At 45.6% G+C, this 22,496-nt stretch carries 20 protein-coding genes and 1 tRNA gene; 12 read left to right on the plus strand and 9 right to left on the minus strand.

The features are described 5' to 3' along the window. Positions 1-10 precede the first annotated feature (10 nt). A complete protein-coding gene (locus AB4329_RS05745; protein ID WP_102321461.1) occupies positions 11-760 on the plus strand; it encodes a potassium channel family protein in 750 nt (249 codons plus the stop codon). A gap of 51 nt (positions 761-811) precedes the next feature. On the opposite strand, the gene AB4329_RS05750 is transcribed toward AB4329_RS05745, so the two are convergent. Next, the gene (locus tag AB4329_RS05750) at positions 812-2,329 is read right to left on the minus strand and encodes a CYTH domain-containing protein (protein WP_372137800.1); all 1,518 of its coding nucleotides are present in this window, start codon (positions 2,327-2,329) and stop codon (positions 812-814) included. A 207-nt stretch (positions 2,330-2,536) separates the two neighbouring features. Here AB4329_RS05750 and AB4329_RS05755 point away from each other — a divergent pair, with 207 nt between their 5' ends. The 3 genes from AB4329_RS05755 to AB4329_RS05765 all read left to right on the plus strand — a co-directional run bounded on the left by AB4329_RS05755 (position 2,537) and on the right by AB4329_RS05765 (position 5,425). Then, positions 2,537-3,217 carry a TIGR00153 family protein gene (locus AB4329_RS05755; RefSeq protein WP_010434644.1) on the plus strand — a complete coding sequence of 227 codons (681 nt, stop codon included), beginning with the start codon at positions 2,537-2,539 and terminating at the stop codon, positions 3,215-3,217. Positions 3,218-3,345: 128 nt separating this feature from the next. Further along, positions 3,346-4,608, plus strand: a complete 1,263-nt coding sequence (locus AB4329_RS05760) for an inorganic phosphate transporter (protein ID WP_017061418.1) — start codon at positions 3,346-3,348, stop codon at positions 4,606-4,608. A 205-nt stretch (positions 4,609-4,813) separates the two neighbouring features. Next, positions 4,814-5,425: a TIGR04211 family SH3 domain-containing protein gene (locus AB4329_RS05765; RefSeq protein ID WP_017061417.1), complete on the plus strand. Its 612-nt coding sequence runs from the start codon at positions 4,814-4,816 to the stop codon at positions 5,423-5,425. Between the two features lie 105 nt (positions 5,426-5,530). Here AB4329_RS05765 and AB4329_RS05770 read toward each other — a convergent pair whose 3' ends face one another. Both AB4329_RS05770 and AB4329_RS05775 read right to left on the minus strand, forming a co-directional pair. After that, a complete protein-coding gene (locus tag AB4329_RS05770; protein ID WP_372137801.1) occupies positions 5,531-6,523 on the minus strand; it encodes a general secretion pathway protein GspB in 993 nt (330 codons plus the stop codon). After that, on the minus strand, positions 6,523-8,193 hold the full coding sequence (locus AB4329_RS05775) for an AAA family ATPase (protein WP_372137803.1): 1,671 nt from the start codon (positions 8,191-8,193) through the stop codon (positions 6,523-6,525). The genes AB4329_RS05770 and AB4329_RS05775 overlap by 1 nt, the downstream gene beginning before the upstream one ends. A gap of 36 nt (positions 8,194-8,229) precedes the next feature. On the opposite strand from AB4329_RS05775, the gene AB4329_RS05780 reads away from it, so the two are divergent. Continuing rightward, entirely contained in the window at positions 8,230-9,546 is a 1,317-nt protein-coding gene (locus tag AB4329_RS05780; RefSeq protein WP_372137804.1) for a multifunctional CCA addition/repair protein, read from the plus strand. A 91-nt stretch (positions 9,547-9,637) separates the two neighbouring features. Here AB4329_RS05780 and AB4329_RS05785 read toward each other — a convergent pair whose 3' ends face one another. The 3 genes from AB4329_RS05785 to folB are packed head-to-tail and all read right to left on the minus strand — an operon-like array spanning position 9,638 to position 11,295. After that, positions 9,638-10,441, minus strand: a complete 804-nt coding sequence (locus tag AB4329_RS05785; RefSeq protein ID WP_017069477.1) for an undecaprenyl-diphosphate phosphatase — start codon at positions 10,439-10,441, stop codon at positions 9,638-9,640. 15 nt (positions 10,442-10,456) lie between these two features. Beyond that, complete coding sequence (folK, locus tag AB4329_RS05790; protein ID WP_017062921.1) at positions 10,457-10,939, minus strand: 2-amino-4-hydroxy-6-hydroxymethyldihydropteridine diphosphokinase; 483 nt, start codon at positions 10,937-10,939, stop codon at positions 10,457-10,459. Further along, the gene (gene folB / locus AB4329_RS05795) at positions 10,936-11,295 is read right to left on the minus strand and encodes a dihydroneopterin aldolase (RefSeq protein WP_017061412.1); all 360 of its coding nucleotides are present in this window, start codon (positions 11,293-11,295) and stop codon (positions 10,936-10,938) included. Before folB ends, folK begins: the two co-directional genes overlap by 4 nt. A gap of 138 nt (positions 11,296-11,433) precedes the next feature. Here folB and plsY point away from each other — a divergent pair, with 138 nt between their 5' ends. Further along, positions 11,434-12,030 (plus strand): glycerol-3-phosphate 1-O-acyltransferase PlsY, encoded by a 597-nt coding sequence (gene plsY, locus AB4329_RS05800; protein ID WP_009847793.1) that lies wholly within the window; start codon positions 11,434-11,436, stop codon positions 12,028-12,030. A gap of 92 nt (positions 12,031-12,122) precedes the next feature. Here the strand turns inward: plsY and AB4329_RS05805 are convergent, their stop codons facing one another. Both AB4329_RS05805 and tsaD read right to left on the minus strand, forming a co-directional pair. Then, the gene (locus AB4329_RS05805; RefSeq protein WP_372137806.1) at positions 12,123-12,938 is read right to left on the minus strand and encodes an alpha/beta fold hydrolase; all 816 of its coding nucleotides are present in this window, start codon (positions 12,936-12,938) and stop codon (positions 12,123-12,125) included. A gap of 106 nt (positions 12,939-13,044) precedes the next feature. After that, positions 13,045-14,061, minus strand: coding sequence for a tRNA (adenosine(37)-N6)-threonylcarbamoyltransferase complex transferase subunit TsaD (gene tsaD, locus AB4329_RS05810; protein ID WP_372137808.1), 1,017 nt, complete (start codon positions 14,059-14,061; stop codon positions 13,045-13,047). Between the two features lie 258 nt (positions 14,062-14,319). On the opposite strand from tsaD, the gene rpsU reads away from it, so the two are divergent. From rpsU to AB4329_RS05840, 6 genes are all read left to right on the plus strand, one after another. After that, entirely contained in the window at positions 14,320-14,535 is a 216-nt protein-coding gene (rpsU, locus tag AB4329_RS05815) for a 30S ribosomal protein S21 (protein WP_004396009.1), read from the plus strand. A gap of 25 nt (positions 14,536-14,560) precedes the next feature. Next, positions 14,561-15,004, plus strand: a complete 444-nt coding sequence (locus AB4329_RS05820; RefSeq protein WP_017069475.1) for a GatB/YqeY domain-containing protein — start codon at positions 14,561-14,563, stop codon at positions 15,002-15,004. A 119-nt stretch (positions 15,005-15,123) separates the two neighbouring features. Then, on the plus strand, positions 15,124-16,875 hold the full coding sequence (dnaG, locus tag AB4329_RS05825; protein ID WP_372054842.1) for a DNA primase: 1,752 nt from the start codon (positions 15,124-15,126) through the stop codon (positions 16,873-16,875). Between the two features lie 99 nt (positions 16,876-16,974). Next, entirely contained in the window at positions 16,975-18,819 is a 1,845-nt protein-coding gene (gene rpoD, locus AB4329_RS05830) for an RNA polymerase sigma factor RpoD (RefSeq protein WP_017061407.1), read from the plus strand. A 163-nt stretch (positions 18,820-18,982) separates the two neighbouring features. Beyond that, positions 18,983-19,058, plus strand: a tRNA-Ile gene (locus tag AB4329_RS05835). 204 nt (positions 19,059-19,262) lie between these two features. After that, positions 19,263-20,531, plus strand: coding sequence for an O-acetylhomoserine aminocarboxypropyltransferase/cysteine synthase family protein (locus AB4329_RS05840; RefSeq protein ID WP_136973934.1), 1,269 nt, complete (start codon positions 19,263-19,265; stop codon positions 20,529-20,531). A 102-nt stretch (positions 20,532-20,633) separates the two neighbouring features. Here AB4329_RS05840 and glmS read toward each other — a convergent pair whose 3' ends face one another. After that, complete coding sequence (gene glmS / locus AB4329_RS05845; protein WP_017061405.1) at positions 20,634-22,466, minus strand: glutamine--fructose-6-phosphate transaminase (isomerizing); 1,833 nt, start codon at positions 22,464-22,466, stop codon at positions 20,634-20,636. Positions 22,467-22,496 lie beyond the last annotated feature (30 nt).

A 22,496-nucleotide genomic window follows, 5' to 3' on the forward strand; every position in this document is an offset into this window, starting at 1 on the left:
CCTCGTATGAATGTTGAATAATACCAAAGACGCCACCAAGCCGATGAGCTTATTGTCACTGATTCTCTCTTTCTTAGCGTTATTTGTGATCTCAGGCTTATTGTTCGTACCGATCGATAAAGAATCGAAACAAGTCCTTATCGGCCTCGATTTTATAATCTGTAGTGTTTTTCTTTTTCAGCTCACAATTGATCTATTTAGATCACAAAACAAAAAAGAATTTCTAAAAGTACACTGGATCGATTTCTTAGCAAGTATCCCAATGATCGAGCCTCTTCGTTTCGCCCGTATTTTTCAAATTCTGCGAGTCATCTTAGTTCTGCGTTCAAGTAAACGTATTTTCAGAGAGTTATTTCGTAATAGGAAAGAGACCACTTTCGCTTCCATCATTCTGCTTTTGGTGATCTTACTGACTATCGGTGCTGGCACGATCCTGCTATTGGAACACAAAGATCCGAACGCCAACATCACTACAGGTCATGATGCTTTATGGTGGGCGTTTGTGACCATCAGTACTGTGGGTTATGGCGACCATTACCCAGTGACAACTTCCGGTCAGTTAGTGGCTTCAATGGTGATCATCTGTGGTGTCGGTGTGTTTGGTATGATTTCAGGCTTGATTACTTCTTTGATCACCTCCCCAACTCATCATGAGAATCAACGAGCGGAAAACAAAGAGAAACACCTTGAGAAGATCATCGAGCAGCAACAGAAAATCTTAGAGCGACTCGAAAAACTTGAGCAACAAACAAAAAAATAGGGCCCGAGCCCTATTTTCAAATTCATACTTCTATTGATACAGGTATCGAGTTTAGTCTTGCCAGTATGGCTCAACCTCAACACTGATTTGGCGTGTCTGTTCCATCGCATGCAGAATGGACACTTCTTGACGAGCTAACCAACGCTCTAGCTGAAGCTTCTCATCGCCTTCCAGCTTCTCAGTCAAAGGCTCTAATGTTTTAAGTGCCAGCAAGTCATCAATGCCTTGCACCATATCGGCCCATGGCAAGCGGAAGCTGTTTCGTTCATCGTCATCATACAAACTCGCGAAACCAACGCCAGAATACAGATTACGCATCAAACGGTATTGCTGATCAATATACGCTTGGCTAGTCATCACTCGCTCTGGCGGGAAAGCTTCCATCAAATCGGCCCATGTACGATCGAGTTGCTGCACGGAAAACCATTCGATACCACGAGCCATTTGCTCACGTGCTTTTTCATCTAAGAAAGGTTGCCAGCCACGAGACAAGATCCAACGGCTCAGATCTAACAATAAACCGGTGTAACGAGCAGAGCTCAGCAAGGTAAGCAGATCTTCACGATCTGGCAGTTGCTCTTGCATCTCTTTAAGCTCAGCGACTAAGAACTTACGCGCATCGAGTTTACGTAGTACATGGCCTTTATCTTCCAGCAAGTCTTCGAAGTGATCATAGCTTTTCAGCCAGTCGAGCTCTTGCTCAAGCCACTTCAACTCTTGACGTAAAATCGCACTTGCTCGTCTAGGGACAATGCCGCCATAGATAGTGAAAGTTTGGCGAATAAAACTCAGCGAGTGACTGATCTCATGCAAAGCTTCAATCGATTGACGCTCTGTGAAAATCTGCTCGTGATAATGCCAATGAGCGAGAGCATGCTCTAAAGATTGAATAAAACACGATTCAACGGTATCACTTTTGTCAGTATCAACTAAGGTCAAAGGAGTAACTTCATCTCCTTGATAACCTTGAGCAAGACGGTAACCCTTAGCTGCTTTACTTAGGTTACCCAAACGCATGCCACCTTGTTCGCAGAATTGGCGAGACAATGTAAATAGCGCATCCGTTTGACCGGATTTAAGTTCCAATTCGACTTCGCAAATCGGTTCTTGCAGGTCGCCTGATTCAACAAAGCCTTGATCGAATGCGACCTCGACTTGGCTACCATCAGGCATGCCAATCAGCCACTGCTCTCGTGTAAAGTTAGTAGAGAAGAGTGGAGTAAGCTCGGCTTCCAGTGTTTCGATATTTTTACCTTCAGGCCAGATATCTTCTGGATGCAAGGCAAGCTTGGGTTGATTGCTGTCGTGTTCTGCATTGTATTCAGGCCTTTGGTGTAGACCAGCAACCACACGACCAGCAGTCTTTACGGTTTGTACAAATACGTCATCAAAGCGTCGAATGCGTAAGCCTGTATCGTGCTTACGTAGCCAGTTGTCAGCGGTGTCAAAGTAGATGTTACCTAGCTCACGACAACTGTGCTGAAGTACTTTAGTTTCAGCAATTTTATTGCGTAAAGTCTCTGAAAATTCAGGAGAAACAAAAAACTTCAGTTCTATCTCGGTTTCCATAGTTATACCTTTCTGTGAAGATAGGGACAGGATATTGCCAATTTGAAAAGTCGGCAAGTCAGAAATATCGCCCTTATGATGATCTAAAACAGTTTTAATGAGAGATTGATTAGGTTAACATGCGCGACTTTGTAGCCATCGCTTAACATTTCACCATGAATATGGTGTATGTTGTTTTAAGGTTATTATTTATTAGGTTGGATGACCATGCCAGTAAATACAATTATGGGGTTATTTGCAAAGTCCCCAATTAAACCTTTGCAGCGTCACGTAGTATGCGTGAACGAATGTTGTTCTCACCTAGTTAATTTCTTTGAAGTTTCTTCAAAAGGTGACTGGGAAAAAGCATCAGAAATTCGAGCTCAAATTTCTCACCTTGAGAAAGAAGCTGACGTACTAAAACGTGAAATTCGCCTTAAACTTCCTCGTGGTTTGTTTATGCCAGTTGATCGCACCGATATGTTGGAGCTATTAACTCAACAAGACAAACTCGCAAACCTAGCGAAAGACATTGCTGGCCGTGTATATGGTCGTCAACTTGTCATTCCTGCTCCTATGCAAGAAAACTTCATCGCTTACGTTAAACGTTGTCTAGATGCAGCGAACCAAGCACAAAACGTAATCAATGAATTAGACGAATTACTTGAGACTGGCTTTAAAGGCCGTGAAGTAACACTCGTTGCCGAAATGATTCATCAATTAGATGTAATTGAAGATGACACGGATGCGATGCAGATCGAACTACGCCAACAACTAATGGCAATTGAAGGCGATCTGAATCCAGTTGATATCATGTTCTTATACAAAATTCTTGAATGGGTTGGTGGTATTGCAGATCAAGCACAGCGTGTAGGCGCTCGTCTTGAAGTAATGCTTTCTCGATCTTAAATCATACGTTAACCATATAACGAAGAGCATTTTTTGAACAAACCACTTATGCGTTGAGTATTCCTCTCGCTGAGCGGTTTTTTGCGTCTAAATTTGTTCCGCTTGTTATCAAACAACTAGGTATTACGATGGATATCCTTGCTAACTACGGCACTGTCCTGATTATTGTTGCAGCAGCTTTCGGTTTCTTGATGGCTATTGGTATTGGTGCAAATGACGTTGCGAACGCAATGGGCACCTCAGTAGGCTCTAAAGCTTTAACCGTTAAACAAGCGATCATTATCGCAATGATCTTTGAATTCGCAGGTGCTTACCTTGCGGGCGGCGAAGTAACAGACACGATCCGTAAAGGTGTTATCGAAACGTCTCTATTCGCTCATCAACCAGATGTACTTGTGTACGGCATGATGTCAGCACTTCTTGCTGCTGGTACATGGCTACTTCTCGCTTCTTACATGGGCTGGCCGGTTTCTACGACTCACTCAATCATCGGTGCAATCATCGGTTTTGCGTGTATTTCTGTAGGTACTGAAGCTGTAGACTGGAACAGTGTTCAAGGTATTGTGGGTAGTTGGATTATCACACCCGTTATTTCCGGCTTCTTCGCTTACGTCATATTTGTAAGTGCTCAACGACTGATTTTTGATACAGAGAACCCGCTATTTAACGCGAAACGCTTTGTACCGGTATACATGTTCATTACAACAATGGTAATTGCACTTGTAACCATCAAGAAAGGCCTTAAGCACGTTGGTCTTCACCTAAGCAACACTGAAGCATGGGTTTGGGCTGCTGGCGTTTCTGCGCTTGTAATGATCGGCGGTTACCTATACATCCAGAAGAAATTCGCTAACCGCGAAGAAGACCACGGCTTTGCAGGTGTTGAAGGCATCTTCTCTGTACTCATGGTTATCACAGCTTGTGCGATGGCATTTGCACACGGTTCAAACGACGTTGCGAACGCGATTGGTCCACTGTCTGCTGTTGTATCAACCGTTGAGCACATGGGTGAAATCACAGGTAAGAGTACTATCGCATGGTGGATTCTTCCTCTAGGTGGATTCGGTATCGTTGTTGGTCTTGCAACAATGGGTCATAAAGTAATGGCAACCGTTGGTACTGGTATTACAGAACTAACACCAAGCCGTGGCTTTGCTGCACAACTTGCAACTGCATGTACGGTTGTACTAGCTTCAGGTACTGGCCTTCCAATCTCTACTACACAAACACTCGTTGGTGCTGTTTTAGGTGTTGGTTTTGCTCGTGGTATCGCAGCACTAAACTTAGGCGTTGTACGTAATATCGTGGCTTCTTGGATTGTGACACTACCTGCAGGTGCTCTACTTGCTGTTGTGTTCTTCTACGGAATTCAAGCTGCGTTTACTATGTAATCGCGACTGCGTTAGTGAATACTAGCGTCAGAACAGTGTGAGCTTCAGTAACGATATGTAAATGCCATGTCATTATTGACTCAAACGCACAGAAAGGGAGGCTTTGCCTCCCTTCTTTGTTGCACCGCATAAAGAAACTAAATATTATTTGCTGATTGAGGCTGACTCATACGCCTACCCAATTTGAATCGTTAAGGGATTTACTGTGAAAAAACTGATTAGCTTAGTTTTGTTCGCAATGCTTGCGGCTCCAGCTGCCTTTGCACAAGACCGTTATATTGCTGACAAACTATTTACTTATATGCATTCTGGCCCAAACAACACATTCCGTATCATCGGTAGTGTTGATGCTGGTGAAAAGATTACATTCCTACAAACTAACAAGAGTACGGGTTACACCCAAATTCAAGACAACCGTGGCCGTAAAGGTTGGGTTGAAAGCAAGTTTGTAAGCACTCAAGAAAGCATGGCACTGCGTATGCCTAAGCTAGAGAAAGAGCTGACGGAAGTTAAAGGCAAGCTAGCGAATGCTCGTCAGAGTGCTGACAGCGAAAAAGCTGGCCTAGCAAGCTCTCTAGATTCTCGTAACAAGCAGATTGCTGAACTAGAACAGAACTACAGTGAAATTAGCCAACAGCTAACGAGTTCTCAAACAGAGAACCGTGAACTGCGCGCTAAGCTAGACACTCAAAAAGACGACCTACTATTGAAGTACTTCATGTACGGTGGTGGTGTTGCGGGTATTGGTCTAGTTCTAGGCCTTGTTCTGCCACACATCATGCCTCGTCGCAGAAAATCACCAAACGGTTGGGCGTAGACGTAACGCTTGTATCAGGTACAGTAAATTCAGTATCGAATATCAAAAAGGAGCACCGAGGTGCTCCTTTTTATTTGTCTGTTATCTAAATACGTATAGAAATCGCTAACCTTTCCACTCGTACAGAGCCGGGATTTCTATCTTCTGTTGATTGAACTCTATGATCACTGATTGTGGCTTAATCTCTAGTAATTGAATGTCTTGTCCAATCCAATCTCCTTGCGCCACTTCTTGGCCGTTCACTTTTACCCAACGTTTGGTCTCGCTGCTCGAGTACATATGAGTTTGTAGGTCTAACTTAGGAAGGACGCCTGATAAGCTATTTGTGTGCGTTTCCAACTCAATAACCTGAGAGCCTGTTTGCCCTGCGGGTCTAGAGTCCATCGGCTCAGGAGTGCTTTGTTGCTCCCCCATAATGGATTCAAGCTTCAATGCCAAATCAGGTGGCAACTCACTGAGGTCTAGCCCTTGCAGCAGATCACTGTCCGATTGTAAGTCACTATTTGATTGCTGATCAGTGCTTGATTGCAGAGCAGTCGTTTCATCACTCGCGCCTGGCTGAACGGATGACGATTCAGAACTGGCTGTCATTTGAGTGTTGTTATCAGCATTAGCGAAGATCACTGCTGAGCCACCAGCGGTGTTTGCACGATTAGCGCCAGAATCAATCTGTGCATACATCTCTTGGCGTGGCAATGCTTTCAACGGTTGGCTCGCCGGTGCAGGGCGAACGGTGAACAAGGCATCTTCTTCCTCAGACACGGCATCCATGCTTGCTATATCAGCATCCGCAATTTCAGGCTCAATGTCTGATTCAGTTTTAAATTCTGGCAGAGCGACATTGGCAGCTTGGTTCACGGCTTCTTGTTGTTGGCTATACGATTGATAAGCCAAGACGCCACCCACCAACAAAGAAGGAACCAAGATTAAGAGTAGCCCCATCGCTAACGATGAACCTCGCTTGTTGCTCATCCCTTTTGCAGAATTAGGAACATGATGATTCTGGTAGCCTTTGAAGCTTGGTTTGCTAAGAGAGTGCTGATTAATAGAAGATGGCTTGTGAGACGGCTGTTTAAGTTCGTGCATAATACGTGACATTAGCTTTCGCCCCCTTCTAGTGACATCAGCTTAGGCGAATCGAGTTGAGCTAATCTCTGCAATCTTGCTAAGGTGCGCTTACCTGCAATGCCATCAACAGACATACCTTGCCACGTTTGAAATGCTTCGATTTTCATTTTTAACTCATAATCAAATACATCACTACCGGAAACAACCTCTCCTAATACTTCAGAAAGCAGTAGATCAAGCAAAGCAACCGCTTCACCTTGATAGCCCTCTTTAAGGGTCTCTCGCAGCGGCTGCTTCCAAATAGCGACGTAATCGCCTTGCCAGATTTGCTCTAAGGATTGCTTCGGCATCACCAAGAGCTTTTCATTAACCAGCAACTCGACAGAATCCTTAGACACGCCATACAGCACAGCAAACACTGGTTTTTGGTCTATGTCGAGATTAAGTACCACAGGAACACCAAGTTCTAACAAGGTATCCAAACTGGCCTGCTGCTGCTCACACACAAAAACACTTTGTGGCTCACTTAAGCACAATCCATCACGCAGTGAAGATTGATATCCCCACAGCGTATACAAGTCTTTGATAGCGAGAGAACGATTGGTCCCCTGCATCAAATGTTGTTGAATGTGTTGTGGCAATTCAAACTTGGCAGGTTTTGGCTCAGCAACCAACTTAGGAACATCTGATACCAAAGAACGCTGAGTACGTGCTAACACTTCCGTCTTTGCTTCATTTGATGCATCCGCAGGCAACCAAGCATTGATATAGCTTGGAGCGAAGTTAAAGGTCGCTATTGCAAGACCAACGCTTAACGTCGCAATCCCTGCGTATTGGAATAACTTAGGCGCGACACGAGAAGTTAGAGCTTTCTCGACGTGATACACATCGGCCTGAAAGGACATAACCTGCTGACACGCTCGGTTAACCGTTTCATTGCTCGGTAGCTGCTCACCGTCATGAAAAGCCAACTGCAGTGCTTTATCACACACCAAGTTAATGAGCCTTGGAATACCATGCGTATATTGAGCAATCAGCTTGATAGAACGGTTCGAAAACAACATCTGCTCGCCACCCGCCGTCTCCAAACGAAACGCGATGTACTTGCCCGTTTCTTCGGTATTAAGAGGCAGTAAGTGATAACGACCAGTAATGCGCTGTGCTAGCTGACGTAGCTGCGTGGTTTGTAAGTGCTGTTGTAATTCCGGCTGGCCGACCAACAGTACTTTTAACAGCTTACGATTGTCGGTTTCCAAGTTTGTTAGAAGGCGTAACTGCTCCAACACATCGGCAGCGAGGTGTTGGGCTTCATCGATCACCAATAGGGTTTGAATGCCTTCGGCATGGCTATCAAGTAGAAAATAATGAATAGCCTGACTGAGCTGTTTCAACGATGCTTGTTCTGGGTACTCGACCTCAAACTCATCGCAGATAGCTTCTAGTAAATCCGTATTTGAAAACGTAGGGTTAAGTATAAGGCCAGCCTGAGTATGACTATCCAATGAAGACAACATCGCCTTAGCGACCGTTGTTTTCCCTGTACCAACCTCACCAGTAAGCATCGCAAAGCCCCCACCCTCGCCTAAACCGGCTTGTAGGTTCTGCATCGCTTCTTGATGGCGCTGACTCAAAAACAAGTAGCGAGAATTTGGTACAATCGAAAATGGCATCTCAACGAAGCCAAAATATTCCTTATACATGTGCTGCCCTATAATTACGATTAATGGAAAGTACCATTGCTTGCAGTAAAGTCCAGCAGTGATAAAACATTTCGAGGTGATAAGTTGCAAATTTACGATAGCCTACCAAAAGACAACGGGCTACAACGCTATCTAGTCGGTGGAGCAGTGCGCGATAAGCTGCTCAATATTGATAGTTATGATAGAGATTGGGTCGTGGTAGGGAGTACCCCTCAAGAGATGGAAAAACTTGGCTTTACTGCTGTGGGAAAAGATTTCCCGGTATTCTTGCACCCAAAAACCAAAGAAGAGCACGCACTGGCTCGCACTGAGAGAAAATCAGGCTCTGGTTACACAGGCTTCGAATGTTACTTCGCGCCAGACGTGAGTTTGGAAGAAGACCTGATGCGTCGAGATCTGACCATCAACTCTATAGCTCAAGATGATAAAGGCCAACTTCACGATCCTTATCATGGCCAGAAAGATCTCTCGGATCGTATCTTAAGACACGTTTCAGACGCTTTTGTTGAAGACCCTCTTCGTGTACTGCGTGTGGCTCGCTTCGCCGCCAAGCTTCACCATCTTAACTTCACGGTTGCACCTGAAACCATGGATATGATGAGTGAGATCGTCCAATCTGGTGAACTGGCACACCTTACTGCAGAGCGAGTTTGGCAAGAGTGGCATAAGTCTCTTAGTACACCGCACCCTGAAGTGTTCCTCTCTGTATTGAAAGAGTGTGGTGCATTGGCAGTCGTATTACCTGAGATTGACGCTCTATTTGGCGTCCCTCAACCTGAAAAATGGCACCCTGAAATCGACACGGGTATTCACACTCTGATGGTTGCTCAGCAAGCCGCACTATTAAGCCCATCGCTACCGGTACGCTTTGCAGCTCAAGTGCATGACTTAGGTAAAGGCGTCACACCACAAGCTGAATGGCCAAGCCATAAAATGCACTGCCACACAGGTGTTAAGATAATCAAGAAACTGTGTGAGCGAGTGAGAGTGCCCAATGAGTTCAGAGACCTTGCGTTGTTAGTGTGCGAGCAACATTCTAATATCCACCGCGCAGGCGAGCTCAAACCAACCACCTTTCTCAAGGTTCTCAACAAGTTCGATGTTTGGCGTAAGCCAGATAGGTTCGACGATATACTACTTTGCTGCCAGGCCGACCACGCAGGCCGAAAAGGATTAGAAGATCAGCCTTATCCTCAAAAAGCGCGCTTTGAAGTCGCCTACCAAGCGGCGCTTCAAGTCGAAGTAAAAGCGATCATTACCGATGGTTTTAAAGGCAAAGATATTCGAGAAGAACAAGAGAAACGCAGAGCCATCGCAATTGAAAACGCCCTATCAGAACTCGCTAGCAGTTAATCGTCGCCGCTCTACCTAAAACGTATAAAAAGCCCGCAGTTAAGCGGGCCTTTTGTTTCAATTCTTACAGCGAGACCGTTGCCTGTGTCTGTTACTGCATCATTAAGAAAGCAAACAGACCACAACCTAGAATCAGGCGGTAGATAACGAACGGTGTCATGCCCATACGAGAGATAAGCTTCAAGAAGAAGTGGATACAGATGTAAGCACTGATGAAAGACACCGCAACGCCCGTTAGCAAAGTGCCAACATGGATTGGATCACCGCTTGTCACCAACTTAAGACCTAAATAACCACCAGCCAGAGTGATGATTGGGATAGACATCAAGAAAGAGAGTCGAGCCGCCGCTTCACGTGTGAAACCAAGGTAAAGCGCCGCGGTAATGGTTGCGCCAGAACGAGACGTGCCCGGAATGATCGCCATTGCTTGAGCAAGACCAATAAACAGCGCCTTTTTCCAACCCGCTTGGTATTCGTCATCGCGCAGGCTTGAGTTCTTGTCCACCCACCATAACAATAGACCAAAGATAATCGTTGTCGTCGCGATCACCCACGCACTGCGTAAGTAAAGCTCAACAATATCTTTCATCAACAAGCCAAAGATACACGCAGGAATCGTCGCGAGAATGATCATCCACGCTAACTTCGCTTCTTTACTACGATCGCCTTTAAACACTGAACCAAAGAATGCGCTCAACAGAGAGACCACTTCTTTACGGAAATAGATAACAACAGCTGCCAAAGTACCAACGTGGACAGCGACATCAAAAGCCAAACCTTGATCTTCCCAGCCTAAAACAGCTGAAGGAAGGATTAGGTGTGCAGAACTGGAAATAGGTAAAAACTCTGTAAAGCCTTGCACCAACGCCAATATAAACGCTTCAAAATAACTCATTACTTACCTTAAAAATTATAGTTTTATATCTACGACAGAGAGCGAGTCTAATTGCTGCATCTTCTGCCATATTTCACTGACGGTTCTTCCGTCTTGCGGGATCACTCGCGCAGGACAAAGATCATAAAGCGGCTGTGTTACAAAAGGATATTTGTAGATATCACTGCGTGGTAATTCTGGTTCACACTCAGAAACCTCCTCTCCAAACAGCACAATATCAAGATCGAGTTTTCGATCTTGTAGTTTGTGCGCATCTTGAGAGCGACCCCATTTAAACTCAATTTTACGCAGCTGCTGTGAAAATTCAGTCAATGAGAGTGACGTGTCGAGCTCTATCACAAAGTTATAAAACGGATGGCTATTAAAACCCACGGGCTCACAGTGATAGATTTTAGAGCATTTAAGGTTAGTCCCTAACGATTGAAGCTCTGTCCATGCCACCCTTGCATGCTTGTCGCGGTCTATGTTCGTGCCAACACCAACATAGGCTACTGTCATGCTTGACCTCGTTCGATGATCACACCAACGGCTTTTGCTTGTGGCACTGCGCCAGGTTTAGCCAATCGGATTTTAATCCACGGCACAGAGAACTGAGTCATAATAAGCTCTGCGACTTCTTCAGCAACACGTTCTACGAGTAGAAAACGGCCATTTGCAATGTGCTCAAGTACTGCAGTGCTCACTTTCGAATAATCCAAAGCATCAACCACATCATCACTCTTGCCTGCTGGGCGGTTGTCATGAGCCATTTCAATATCAAGCACAAGTTTTTGTTTAATCTCTTGTTCCCAATCGTAAACACCGATCGTTGTAATTACTTCTAGCTGTTCAATGAAAACTTTATCCAGTGCCATGACTTGTCCTTTTAGAGGTCGGATACCCATATGGGGGAAAAAAACGTATTATTTGCGTAATTCGAGATATGATATCAATTACTCTTGGATTGAGCATTATTTTCCCATCGTTAGGCTTATAACCGTTTAAGGAAAGACATGACCCCATTGGCACTAATCATGATCATTGCTGCCTACTTACTAGGTTCAATCTCTAGTGCGGTCTTGATATGCCGAGTCTTAAGACTTCCCGATCCAAGAACGGTAGGCTCCAATAACCCGGGCGCCACCAATGTACTGCGTGTTGGCGGTAAAGGCGCAGCTGCTGCCGTCCTCCTATGTGACATGCTGAAAGGCACTATCCCTGTCTGGCTTGGCTACTACCTAAAGATCGACCCAATCATTCTTGGGGTTGTGGCAATTGCGGCGTGTCTTGGCCATATGTATCCGATCTTCTTCCACTTCAAAGGTGGTAAAGGCGTGGCAACCGCACTTGGCGCTATCGCCCCAATAGGATTCGATCTAACCGGAATGATCATGGCGACTTGGTTAGTGGTCGCGTTTTTGTTTCGTTACTCTTCTTTAGCGGCACTGGTTACTGTGCTACTTGCCCCTTTCTACGCTTGGTTAGTCAAACCTCAATACACATTGCCAGTAGCCATGCTGTGCTGTTTGATCGTGTTACGTCACCACCAGAATATCCGCCGCCTACTCGATGGCAGCGAACCAAAACTCGGGCAAAAAAAATCGGCTTAAACTGTCATGTCTAAGCCGAACCATTTTAAAACCGAGATACGTTTAAAGCGACGTAAGTATGAGTCGATCAATCATACTCAGTATTTTAGAGCTTACAGCAGATGTTTATCTAAAAACGTCTTCAGCATAGCGTTAACAAACTCTGGCTGCTCTAGCGAACTAATATGACCCGCCCCAGGAATCACCACTAACTCACTGCCTGTAATGCAATCGTGCATTAAGTAAGATTCCAATGCTGGACGTGGCTTATCTTCTTGTCCTACAGCAATCAAAACAGGCAGAGCAAAGTTCTCTACCGATTCAATCATGTCACGACGTCCAAACACCATTCGACCAATTCGTGCCACTTCTTCAGCGTTGTCACCCTCAAGAGCAGATAACTGCTGAGTAAACCCTTCCACTAAAGTTGGCGTGTTGGTTTGAGCATCATTAGCGAAGAACAGTGGAACAACCGCTTCAACAATTGGCTGAGGAACCGTCTTGGTTTGAGTGATGGTATCTAACATGCTGAAGTACTTAGCGTGAGCAACCTCTGGTTCTAAACCCACAAAAGTATCCATTAGAACCAAAGACTTAATACGTGCAGGTGCAAGTTCCGCTAACTCTGTTCCCCACATACCGCCAACCGATAAGCCAACCACTGAGAATTCTTCGATCTCTAAATGATCAAGCAGAGCCAAAACGTGCTGAGCGTAATCTTTCAAGTTACGCATCGAAGCGGGTGCAGCTTGAGACTCACCGTGAGACCAAAGCTCTGGAACAATACAGCGATACTGAGTTTTTAATGCTTCGATCTGCGGCTTCCACATTGCACTATCCCAAAGGTAGCTGTGGCCGAGTACAACAACAGGGCCTTGACCTTCATCTAGGTACGCCATCGATTGATTGTCTACTGTGAACTTGTTCATTTTCTTCCCTAATCTCTATCAGCAATTATTTATCGACATACGGTCGGTAAGCTAGGATATAAAAACGGCCGCACAAGGCGACCGTTTATCGAAACACTATAGTCAATTACGCAATTGGCTCTAGCTGGTCAATAGGCCAACGCGGTGTGGCATGAACAGACAAATCAGCCGTTTCGCCATTCTTCAGGCGCTGCATGCCCGCATAAGCGATCATCGCACCATTATCTGTACAGAACTCAGTGCGTGGGTAGTACACCTCACCACCGACTTTCTTAGCAAGAGCTTCAAGCTCAACGCGCAGTTGTTTGTTGGCACTTACACCGCCAGCAATAACTATACGTTTCATGCCCGTTTCAACCAAGGCACGCTTACACTTGATTGCTAAGGTTGCACAAACGGCTTCTTGAAACGCGTAAGCAATATCAGCACGAGTCTGGTCATCATTATCGTTATCACGAATGGTATTCGCTGCGAACGTCTTCAGACCAGAAAAGCTCATATCTAAACCCGGACGATCGGTCATTGGACGCGGGAACTTAAAACGACCCGGAGTGCCTTTTTCTGCCAAGCGAGATAGCAATGGGCCACCAGGGTAATCTAAGCCCATCAGTTTCGCGGTTTTATCAAACGCTTCACCCGCTGCATCATCAATCGATTCACCAAGGATTCGGTATTCACCAATACCTTTCACTTCTACCATCATGGTATGGCCGCCAGAAACCAGCAGAGCCACAAATGGGAATGGAGGTGGATTGTCTTCTAACATTGGCGCAAGAAGGTGACCTTCCATATGGTGAACAGGCACAGCAGGCACTCCCCACGCATAAGCAATACTGCGACCAATCGTTGCACCAACCAGCAGTGCACCCACTAAACCAGGGCCAGCCGTGTAAGCCACACCATCAATGTCTTTCGACGTTAGGTTCGCTTCAGCTAATGCCGCTTTAATAAGAGGAATTGTTTTTTTCACGTGGTCACGTGAAGCTAGCTCAGGTACCACACCACCGTAATCGGCGTGCAGCTTTACTTGGCTATATAATTGATGAGAAAGCAGCCCTTGCTCATCATCATAAATCGCGATTCCTGTTTCATCACAAGAGGTTTCAATACCAATAATGCGCATAATTTTCTCGGCACGCTTTCGTCTAAAATGGGAAATTAGCGCAATATTACCCTGCCTAAGCTCTTCAAACAAATATTGTACAGACTATAATCGACAAAGTGCTTTACAAAGCCACTGTGATCGGATTAAAATTCCGCACCATTTTTGATCAAGCTGGTTAATGGCCAAACGCGAATAGAGAGTTAGCTCGATGGGTAACTTCTCTGATTTGGTACTGAGTAGCCAGCGATAATGAATAACCCCTGAGGTGAAAGGCATATGCCAATAGTTAAAGTACGTGAAAACGAACCGTTCGACGTTGCACTACGTCGTTTCAAGCGCTCTTGTGAAAAAGCAGGTATCCTTTCTGAAGTTCGCCGTCGCGAGCACTACGAAAAGCCAACTACAGTTCGCAAACGCGCTAAAGCAGCAGCTCAAAAGCGTCACGCTAAGAAGCTAGCTCGCGAAAACGCACGTCGCGTTCGCCTGTACTAATAACTTAATCCATAAGGACTGAGTTATGGCTCTTATTGAACAACTCAAAGAAGAGCAAAAATTAGCGATGAAAGCCAAGGACAAACCGCGCCTTGGCACTATCCGCTTAGCTCTTTCAGCAATTAAGCAACGTGAAGTTGACGAACGGATCACTCTGAACGACGACGACATTCTTGCTGTATTAGTTAAAATGGTTAAGCAACGTCGCGATTCTGTTGCTCAATATGAATCAGCAAATCGTCAAGATCTTGCTGACGTGGAAAAAGCAGAAATTACGGTACTTGAAGGCTTTATGCCTCAACCGCTAACTGATGAAGAAGTTATTGCACTACTTGATAGCGCAATCGCCGAAGCTCAACCAGCGGGCATGCAAGACATGGGTAAAGTAATGGCTATCTTGAAACCACAAATTCAAGGGCGTGCAGATATGGGGAAAGTTAGTGGTTTAGTTCGTTCTAAACTCGCTTAATCCCAAATCAAATTGCAACAAGCCGTGCAATCCTTCGGAACGCACGGCTTGTTTGTATCTGTAACCTATTCAAACTATTATTATCCACACTCTCAGTTAGTGCATTTTTCTAAGGTTTTATGGCAGGACACATCCCGCGTAGTTTCATCGATGATCTCCTAGCGCGTCTCGACATTGTCGACATTGTGGACGCACGCGTGAAACTTAAGAAAAAAGGCAAAAACTATGGTGCTTGTTGCCCATTCCACAACGAAAAGACCCCTTCTTTTAGCGTAAGCCAAGAAAAACAGTTTTATCACTGCTTTGGTTGTGGCGTACACGGTAATGCTATCGACTTCATTATGGAGTTCGAACGTCTCGATTTTGTTGAAGCTATTGAAGAGCTAGCCTCTTTCTTAGGGCTCGATGTTCCTAGAGAGCAACGTAGCGGCGAGATATCAACAGCACCAAGAGCCAACAGCGAACAAAAACGTAACCTCTACGATTTGATGGGCGGCATCAGTAATTTTTACCGCTCTCAACTGAAAATATCAGCCAACAAACCTGCGATTGATTACCTAAAGAATCGTGGCCTTTCGGGCGAGATCGTCCAGAAGTTTGGCATTGGTTATGTGGCCGATGAGTGGGACTTAGTTCGTAAGAACTTTGGCCAACAGAAAGAAGCCCAAGACATGCTCGTAACTGGCGGCATGTTAATTGAGAACGATAAAGGTAACCGATACGACCGATTCCGTGGACGCGTAATGTTCCCAATTCGTGATCGTCGTGGCCGTGTGATTGGTTTTGGTGGTCGTGTATTAGAAGACGGCACACCAAAATACCTCAACTCACCAGAAACGCCTATCTTCCATAAAGGTAAAGAGCTTTACGGCCTTTATGAAGTGCTGCAAGCCTACCGTGAACCGCCGCAAATACTTGTGGTTGAAGGTTACATGGATGTCGTGGCACTCGCGCAATATGGTGTCGATTACTCAGTAGCATCACTGGGCACCTCGACAACCGGCGACCATGTTCAAATGTTGTTCCGTCAAACCAGCACTGTGGTTTGTTGTTACGATGGTGACCGAGCAGGTAAAGAGGCCGCATGGCGCGCACTAGAAAACGCACTTGAGTACCTGAAAACCGGTAACACACTCAAGTTTCTATTCTTGCCCGACGGTGAAGACCCAGACAGCTATATAAGAGAACACGGCAAAGCCGCTTTCGAACAGCTTGTTCAAAATGCGACACCGCTTTCGACCTATTTGTTCGATAACCTGATAGAAATACACAAGTTAAACTTGGGAACAACCGAAGGGAAATCGGCACTGCGCGCACACGCTAGCGCATTGATTAACAAAATCCCTGACAGTTACTTCCAAGAGTTGCTCGAAAAATTGCTCGATGAGCGCACTGGATTTGATAACCAATTGAGGCGAGCGCGTGTTCATACACAGAACCCGATACCTCAACCGCATAAAGAGCTGAAACGCACTCCAATGCGTGAAGTTATCGCTTTGCTTATCCAAAATCCGAGCTATGCTGATATGGTACCGGATTTATCAAGTGTCAAAGGCTTACAGCTGCCTGGACTAAGTTTATTCGTCGAAGTACTTGATAAATGCCATGCGCATCCCCATATCAACACAGGCCAATTATTAGAGCATTGGCGACACAATAAACATGAGGCTCTTCTGTCTCGTCTCGCGAGCTGGGAAATCCCCCTCGACGAAGACAATCAAGAAGACATATTTTTAGACTCATTGGACAATATACTTGCCCAGTGCGTTGAAAAACAAATTGAAAACCTGCAGGCCAAAGCAAGAAGCGTCGGTTTATCAGCCGAAGAAAAAAGGGAGCTACTAGCTTTAATGCTAGATCTAAAAGCGTAACCCTGTTTGATTAGTCAGCATTTAATAAATTTGTTAACATAATTGGTTTGCATTTGAGAATGCAACGTCCTTCACCAGACCTGAAGTTGGATATCATCTATGGATCAAAATCCGCAGTCACAGCTTAAATTACTTGTTATTAAAGGCAAGGAACAAGGCTATCTGACCTACGCCGAAGTAAACGACCACCTACCTGCAGAAATCGTGGATTCTGAACAGGTAGAAGACATCATTCAAATGATCAACGACATGGGTATCAAGGTAGTTGAAACTGCACCTGATGCTGATGATCTAGCACTTAATGATGACGATGCCAATATAGATGAAGATGCAGCCGAAGCTGCAGCTGCTGCGCTTTCAAGCGTAGAAAGCGAGATTGGCCGTACTACTGACCCAGTTCGTATGTACATGCGTGAAATGGGTACGGTTGAACTACTGACTCGTGAAGGCGAAATCGACATTGCGAAACGTATTGAAGATGGTATCAATACAGTTCAACTATCGGTTGCTGAGTACCCAGGCACTATTCCATACATCTTGGAACAGTTTGACCGCGTACAAGCAGAAGAGATTCGCTTAACAGACCTAATCAATGGCTTTGTTGACCCAGACGACGATGGCACAGCTGCGCCAACGGCGACTCACATCGGTTCAGAACTTGCTGAAACTGATCTGGAAGACGAAGACAAAGAAGACGCTGAAGACGACGAGGAAGAGGAAGAAGAAGATACAGGTATCGATCCTGAGCTTGCTCTTGAGAAGTTCACAGCGCTTCGTACTAGCTACCAGAACCGTCAGCTAGCGATCAACGAGTACGGCCATGAAAGCCCGAAAGCAACGCTTGCAACGACAATGATGCAAGACGTATTCAAAGAGTTCCGTCTAACACCAAAACAGTTTGATTACCTAGTAAACGAACTGCGTAACTCTATGGATCGCGTACGTACTCAAGAACGTCTAATCATGCGTCAAACGGTTGAGTACGGCAAAATGCCGAAGAAATCTTTCATTGCTCTATTTACTGGTAACGAATCTAGCGAAGCATGGTTGGATGAAGTTCTTGCTTCAGACAAGCCATACGCAGAAAAGATTAAACGTAACGAGCACGACATCCGTCGCTCTATCCAAAAACTGGATATGATCGAACGTGAAACGTCTCTTACTGTTCAAAGCATCAAAGATATCAGCCGTCGCATGTCTATCGGTGAAGCGAAAGCTCGTCGTGCGAAGAAAGAGATGGTTGAAGCGAACTTACGTCTAGTAATCTCGATTGCTAAGAAGTACACAAACCGTGGTCTACAATTCCTGGATCTAATCCAAGAAGGTAACATCGGTCTGATGAAAGCGGTAGATAAGTTTGAATACCGTCGTGGTTACAAGTTCTCTACTTACGCTACTTGGTGGATCCGTCAAGCAATCACTCGTTCGATTGCCGACCAAGCTCGTACTATCCGTATTCCGGTTCACATGATCGAAACGATCAACAAACTAAACCGTATCTCTCGTCAAATGCTACAAGAGATGGGTCGTGAACCACTGCCGGAAGAACTGGCTGAACGCATGCAAATGCCTGAAGACAAGATCCGTAAAGTACTGAAAATCGCTAAAGAGCCAATCTCAATGGAGACACCAATCGGTGACGACGAAGATTCGCACCTAGGTGATTTCATCGAGGATACAACGCTAGAACTTCCTTTAGACTCTGCAACGGCAACCAGCCTACGCGGTGCAACTAAAGACGTTCTTGCTGGCCTAACACCTCGTGAAGCTAAAGTACTGCGTATGCGTTTCGGTATCGACATGAACACTGACCACACTCTTGAAGAAGTGGGCAAGCAGTTCGACGTAACTCGTGAACGTATCCGTCAGATCGAAGCAAAAGCACTGCGTAAACTTCGTCACCCAAGCCGCTCAGAAACTCTGCGTAGCTTCCTAGACGAGTAATCACACACTTTAGTGCGGTTAGCTTTTAAGCATAAATAAGAAAAGGTGAGCGTTGGCTCACCTTTTTTTTATCCGTGTGATTTAAGTGGCTAAGATGTAAGCGGAATTGCCCCTTATAGTGTCTAGACACCACTGAATGCTTCCCCTATAATCTATGCCCTACGGCCCCTTAGCTCAGTGGTTAGAGCGCACGACTCATAATCGTTCGGTCCCCAGTTCAAATCTGGGAGGGGCCACCAAATTAGAAAAGCCAGAACAGTTCACGCTGCTCTGGCTTTTTGCTTTTCTGATTCAGTACCAATCACACCCTGCACTTCCGAACCAAAAACGAATCGTCCCGCACACAATTCCAATTGCCTCTCTGTGACTAAACATACTTTTCTTTTATAAAAAAATCGGCAATATGAGAGTACATAAATCGCTCAATAGTTCAGGGAAGAAACATGAAAGACGAAACACTCTCGATTCACTTCGGCTACGAAACTGATCCAACAACCAAATCGGTTGCCACACCTATTTACCAAACCGTCGCTTACGAATTCGATGACGCACAACATGGCGCCGACCTGTTTAACCTTGCGGTGCCAGGTAATATCTACACACGGATAATGAATCCAACCAATGATGTGTTAGAAAAACGCATGGCAGCCTTAGAAGGGGGGATTGCAGGCTTAGTGGTAAGTGCGGGCAGTGCTGCGATCAACTATGCGATTCAGACGTTGGCGCAAATCGGTGACAACATTGTTTCAACACCTCAGCTTTACGGTGGTACTTACACCCTATTTGCTCATATGCTGCCAAACCAAGGGATCGAAGTTCGTTTTGCTAAAGACGACAAACCAGAAAGCTTAGCGGCACTGATCGATGAAAAAACCAAGGCGGTTTACTGCGAAAGTATCGGTAACCCAGCAGGTAATATTATCGACTTAGAGCGTGTTGCTGAACTTGCTCACGCACAAGGTGTACCTGTGATTGTTGATAACACGGTGGCGACGCCTGTACTGTGTAAACCTATCGATTTTGGTGCTGACATCGTGGTGCACTCACTAACTAAATACGTGGGTGGTCACGGTACAACGTTAGGTGGCGTGATTGTCGACTCAGGTAAATTCCCATGGGCACAGCACAAGGACCGCTTCCCTGTGTTTAATCAGCCAGAGCCTTCTTATCATGGCGTGGTTTATACCGAGGCCTTTGGTGAGGCTGCGTTTATTGGTCGTGCTAGAACGGTTCCCCTACGTAATACAGGTGCAGCACTGTCACCAATGAATGCTTTCATGTTGATGCAAGGTTTGGAGACGTTGTCGCTACGCATGGAGCGACACACAGAGAATGCCTTGAAAGTAGCGGAATACCTCAAGCAACACGAGAAAGTCAGTTGGGTAAGTTACGCTGGCCTGCCTGATTCAGAATTCTATCCACTCGCTGAAAAGTACATGCAAGGTAAGCCATCGGCCATTCTATCTTTTGGTTTAAAAGACGGTTATGAAGCCGGTGTTCGCTTCTATGATGCACTGCAAATCTTCAAGCGCTTAGTTAACATTGGCGATGCGAAATCTCTCGCTTGTCACCCAGCTTCGACGACACACCGTCAACTAAGCGAAGCTGAACAGAAACAAGCCGGTGTATCACCGGAGATGATTCGCCTATCAGTAGGTATCGAGCACATTGACGATATCTTGGCTGACCTAGAGCAAGCACTGAGCGCTTAATGACGCTACAGCTAGCTCTAACACTGATCGTTAAGTAACAGACATAAAAAAGCCCATCACAGGATGGGCTTCTTATTATCTATATCTTAGGTAAGCTATCGATTACTCAACTGTTACCGCTTTCGCTAGGTTACGAGGTTGGTCAACGTCGGTACCTTTTATTAGTGCGACATGGTAAGACAGCAGCTGCATCGGTACTGTGTAGTAGATAGGCGCTGTTACTTCACTTACGTGAGGCATCTTGATGATCTTCATGTTCTCATCGCTTTCAAAGCCCGCATCTTCATCAGCGAATACGTAAAGTAGACCGCCACGAGCACGCACTTCTTCAACGTTCGATTTCAGCTTCTCTAGCAAGTCGTTGCTTGGTGCAATAACGACTACAGGCATATCTGCATCGATAAGAGCCAAAGGACCGTGCTTAAGCTCACCAGCTGCGTATGCTTCTGCGTGGATGTAAGAGATCTCTTTCAGTTTAAGAGACGCTTCCATCGCGATTGGGTAGAACTCACCACGACCCAAGAACAGTGTGTGATGCTTATCAGCAAAATCAGGTGCCAGTGCTTCAATTTCTTTATCGAACGCTAATGCTTTCTCGATATCAGCAGGCAGTTGGTGAAGTGCTTGAACGATTTCCGCTTCTTTTTCTTCATTGATACGACCTTGTAGACGACCAATTGACGTTACCATCATCAGCATCGCTGCTAGTTGAGTTGTGAAAGCTTTAGTAGAAGCAACACCGATCTCTGTTCCTGCGCGAGTCATAAAGGCAAAATCAGATTCACGAACCAGTGAAGAACCCGCAACGTTACAGATAGTCATTGCAGACATATAACCCTTCTCTTTTGCAAGACGAAGTGCAGCAAGCGTATCCGCCGTTTCACCAGATTGAGACAGAGTCACCAATAGGCTGTTCGGACGAACAACGAAATCACGGTAACGGAATTCAGAAGCAATCTCTACGTCACAGCTTACGCCAGCTAGAGATTCAAACCAGTAACGCGCTGCCATGCCTGAGTTGTAAGACGTACCACATGCGATGATCTGCACGTGTTCAACCTTGCTTAGGATCTCTTCAGCTTTAACGCCGATCGCGTTAGTGATAACCGAAGTGTCAGAGATACGGCCTTCCATTGTATTGATCAGCGCTGTTGGCTGCTCGAAGATCTCTTTCTGCATGAAGTGGCGGTATTGACCTTTGTCACCTGCGTCGTGTTCAGCGTTTGACTCAACGATTTCACGCTCAACACGCTCACCCGCTACATCAAATACCGTAACATCACGACGAGTTACCTCAGCAACATCACCTTCTTCTAGGTACATGAAGCGACGAGTTACGCTTAGCAGTGCAAGTTGGTCAGAAGCAAGGAAGTTCTCGCCGACACCAAAACCGATAACGATTGGGCTACCAGAACGAGCGACTACAATGCGGCTAGGATCTTTGCGATCAACCGCAACCGTGCCGTACGCGCCATCTAATTGTTTTGCTGTTTTCTGTAGCGCTTCAACCAAAGAAGCTGAAGTGCGAAGTTCCCACTCAACTAAGTGAGCAATAACTTCTGTATCCGTTTGTGAAGTAAATACGTAACCACGCTCTTGCAGCATAGCGCGCAGTGCTTCGTGGTTTTCGATAATGCCATTGTGTACAACAGCAATATCACCAGACATGTGTGGGTGTGCGTTCGCTTCAGATGGCTCACCATGTGTCGCCCAACGTGTATGAGCGATACCTGTACCGCCAATCACTTGTTGCTCTTCTACTGCGTCAGCTAGCTCTTGTACTTTACCTAGGCGGCGTACACGAGTTAGGTTAGATTCAGTATCGACTACAGCGACACCCGCTGAGTCGTAGCCACGGTACTCTAGGCGGCGAAGGCCTTCTACTAAAATCTCGGCTACATCACGCTGTGCTACTGCACCAACAATTCCACACATAGTTTGACTCCATCAATTTCGTTTATTCCT

The sequence above is a fragment of the Vibrio sp. 10N.261.54.A5 genome (assembly GCF_041471145.1).
GTDB classification, from domain to species: Bacteria; Pseudomonadota; Gammaproteobacteria; order Enterobacterales; family Vibrionaceae; genus Vibrio; species Vibrio crassostreae_C.

Coding starts and splice junctions, on each gene's coding strand:
- AB4329_RS05775 (WP_372137803.1), bottom strand. CDS start 8,193: ATGTATAAGGAATATTTTGGCTTCGTTGAGATGCCATTTTCGATTGTA.
- glmS (WP_017061405.1), bottom strand. CDS start 22,466: ATGTGTGGAATTGTTGGTGCAGTAGCACAGCGTGATGTAGCCGAGATT.
- AB4329_RS05785 (WP_017069477.1), bottom strand. CDS start 10,441: ATGAGTTATTTTGAAGCGTTTATATTGGCGTTGGTGCAAGGCTTTACA.
- AB4329_RS05805 (WP_372137806.1), bottom strand. CDS start 12,938: ATGAACAAGTTCACAGTAGACAATCAATCGATGGCGTACCTAGATGAA.
- rpoD (WP_017061407.1), top strand. CDS start 16,975: ATGGATCAAAATCCGCAGTCACAGCTTAAATTACTTGTTATTAAAGGC.
- AB4329_RS05760 (WP_017061418.1), top strand. CDS start 3,346: ATGGATATCCTTGCTAACTACGGCACTGTCCTGATTATTGTTGCAGCA.
- AB4329_RS05820 (WP_017069475.1), top strand. CDS start 14,561: ATGGCTCTTATTGAACAACTCAAAGAAGAGCAAAAATTAGCGATGAAA.
- AB4329_RS05745 (WP_102321461.1), top strand. CDS start 11: ATGTTGAATAATACCAAAGACGCCACCAAGCCGATGAGCTTATTGTCA.
- folB (WP_017061412.1), bottom strand. CDS start 11,295: ATGGCACTGGATAAAGTTTTCATTGAACAGCTAGAAGTAATTACAACG.
- AB4329_RS05750 (WP_372137800.1), bottom strand. CDS start 2,329: ATGGAAACCGAGATAGAACTGAAGTTTTTTGTTTCTCCTGAATTTTCA.
- dnaG (WP_372054842.1), top strand. CDS start 15,124: ATGGCAGGACACATCCCGCGTAGTTTCATCGATGATCTCCTAGCGCGT.
- AB4329_RS05770 (WP_372137801.1), bottom strand. CDS start 6,523: ATGTCACGTATTATGCACGAACTTAAACAGCCGTCTCACAAGCCATCT.
- AB4329_RS05840 (WP_136973934.1), top strand. CDS start 19,263: ATGAAAGACGAAACACTCTCGATTCACTTCGGCTACGAAACTGATCCA.
- AB4329_RS05755 (WP_010434644.1), top strand. CDS start 2,537: ATGCCAGTAAATACAATTATGGGGTTATTTGCAAAGTCCCCAATTAAA.
- plsY (WP_009847793.1), top strand. CDS start 11,434: ATGACCCCATTGGCACTAATCATGATCATTGCTGCCTACTTACTAGGT.
- rpsU (WP_004396009.1), top strand. CDS start 14,320: ATGCCAATAGTTAAAGTACGTGAAAACGAACCGTTCGACGTTGCACTA.
- tsaD (WP_372137808.1), bottom strand. CDS start 14,061: ATGCGCATTATTGGTATTGAAACCTCTTGTGATGAAACAGGAATCGCG.
- folK (WP_017062921.1), bottom strand. CDS start 10,939: ATGACAGTAGCCTATGTTGGTGTTGGCACGAACATAGACCGCGACAAG.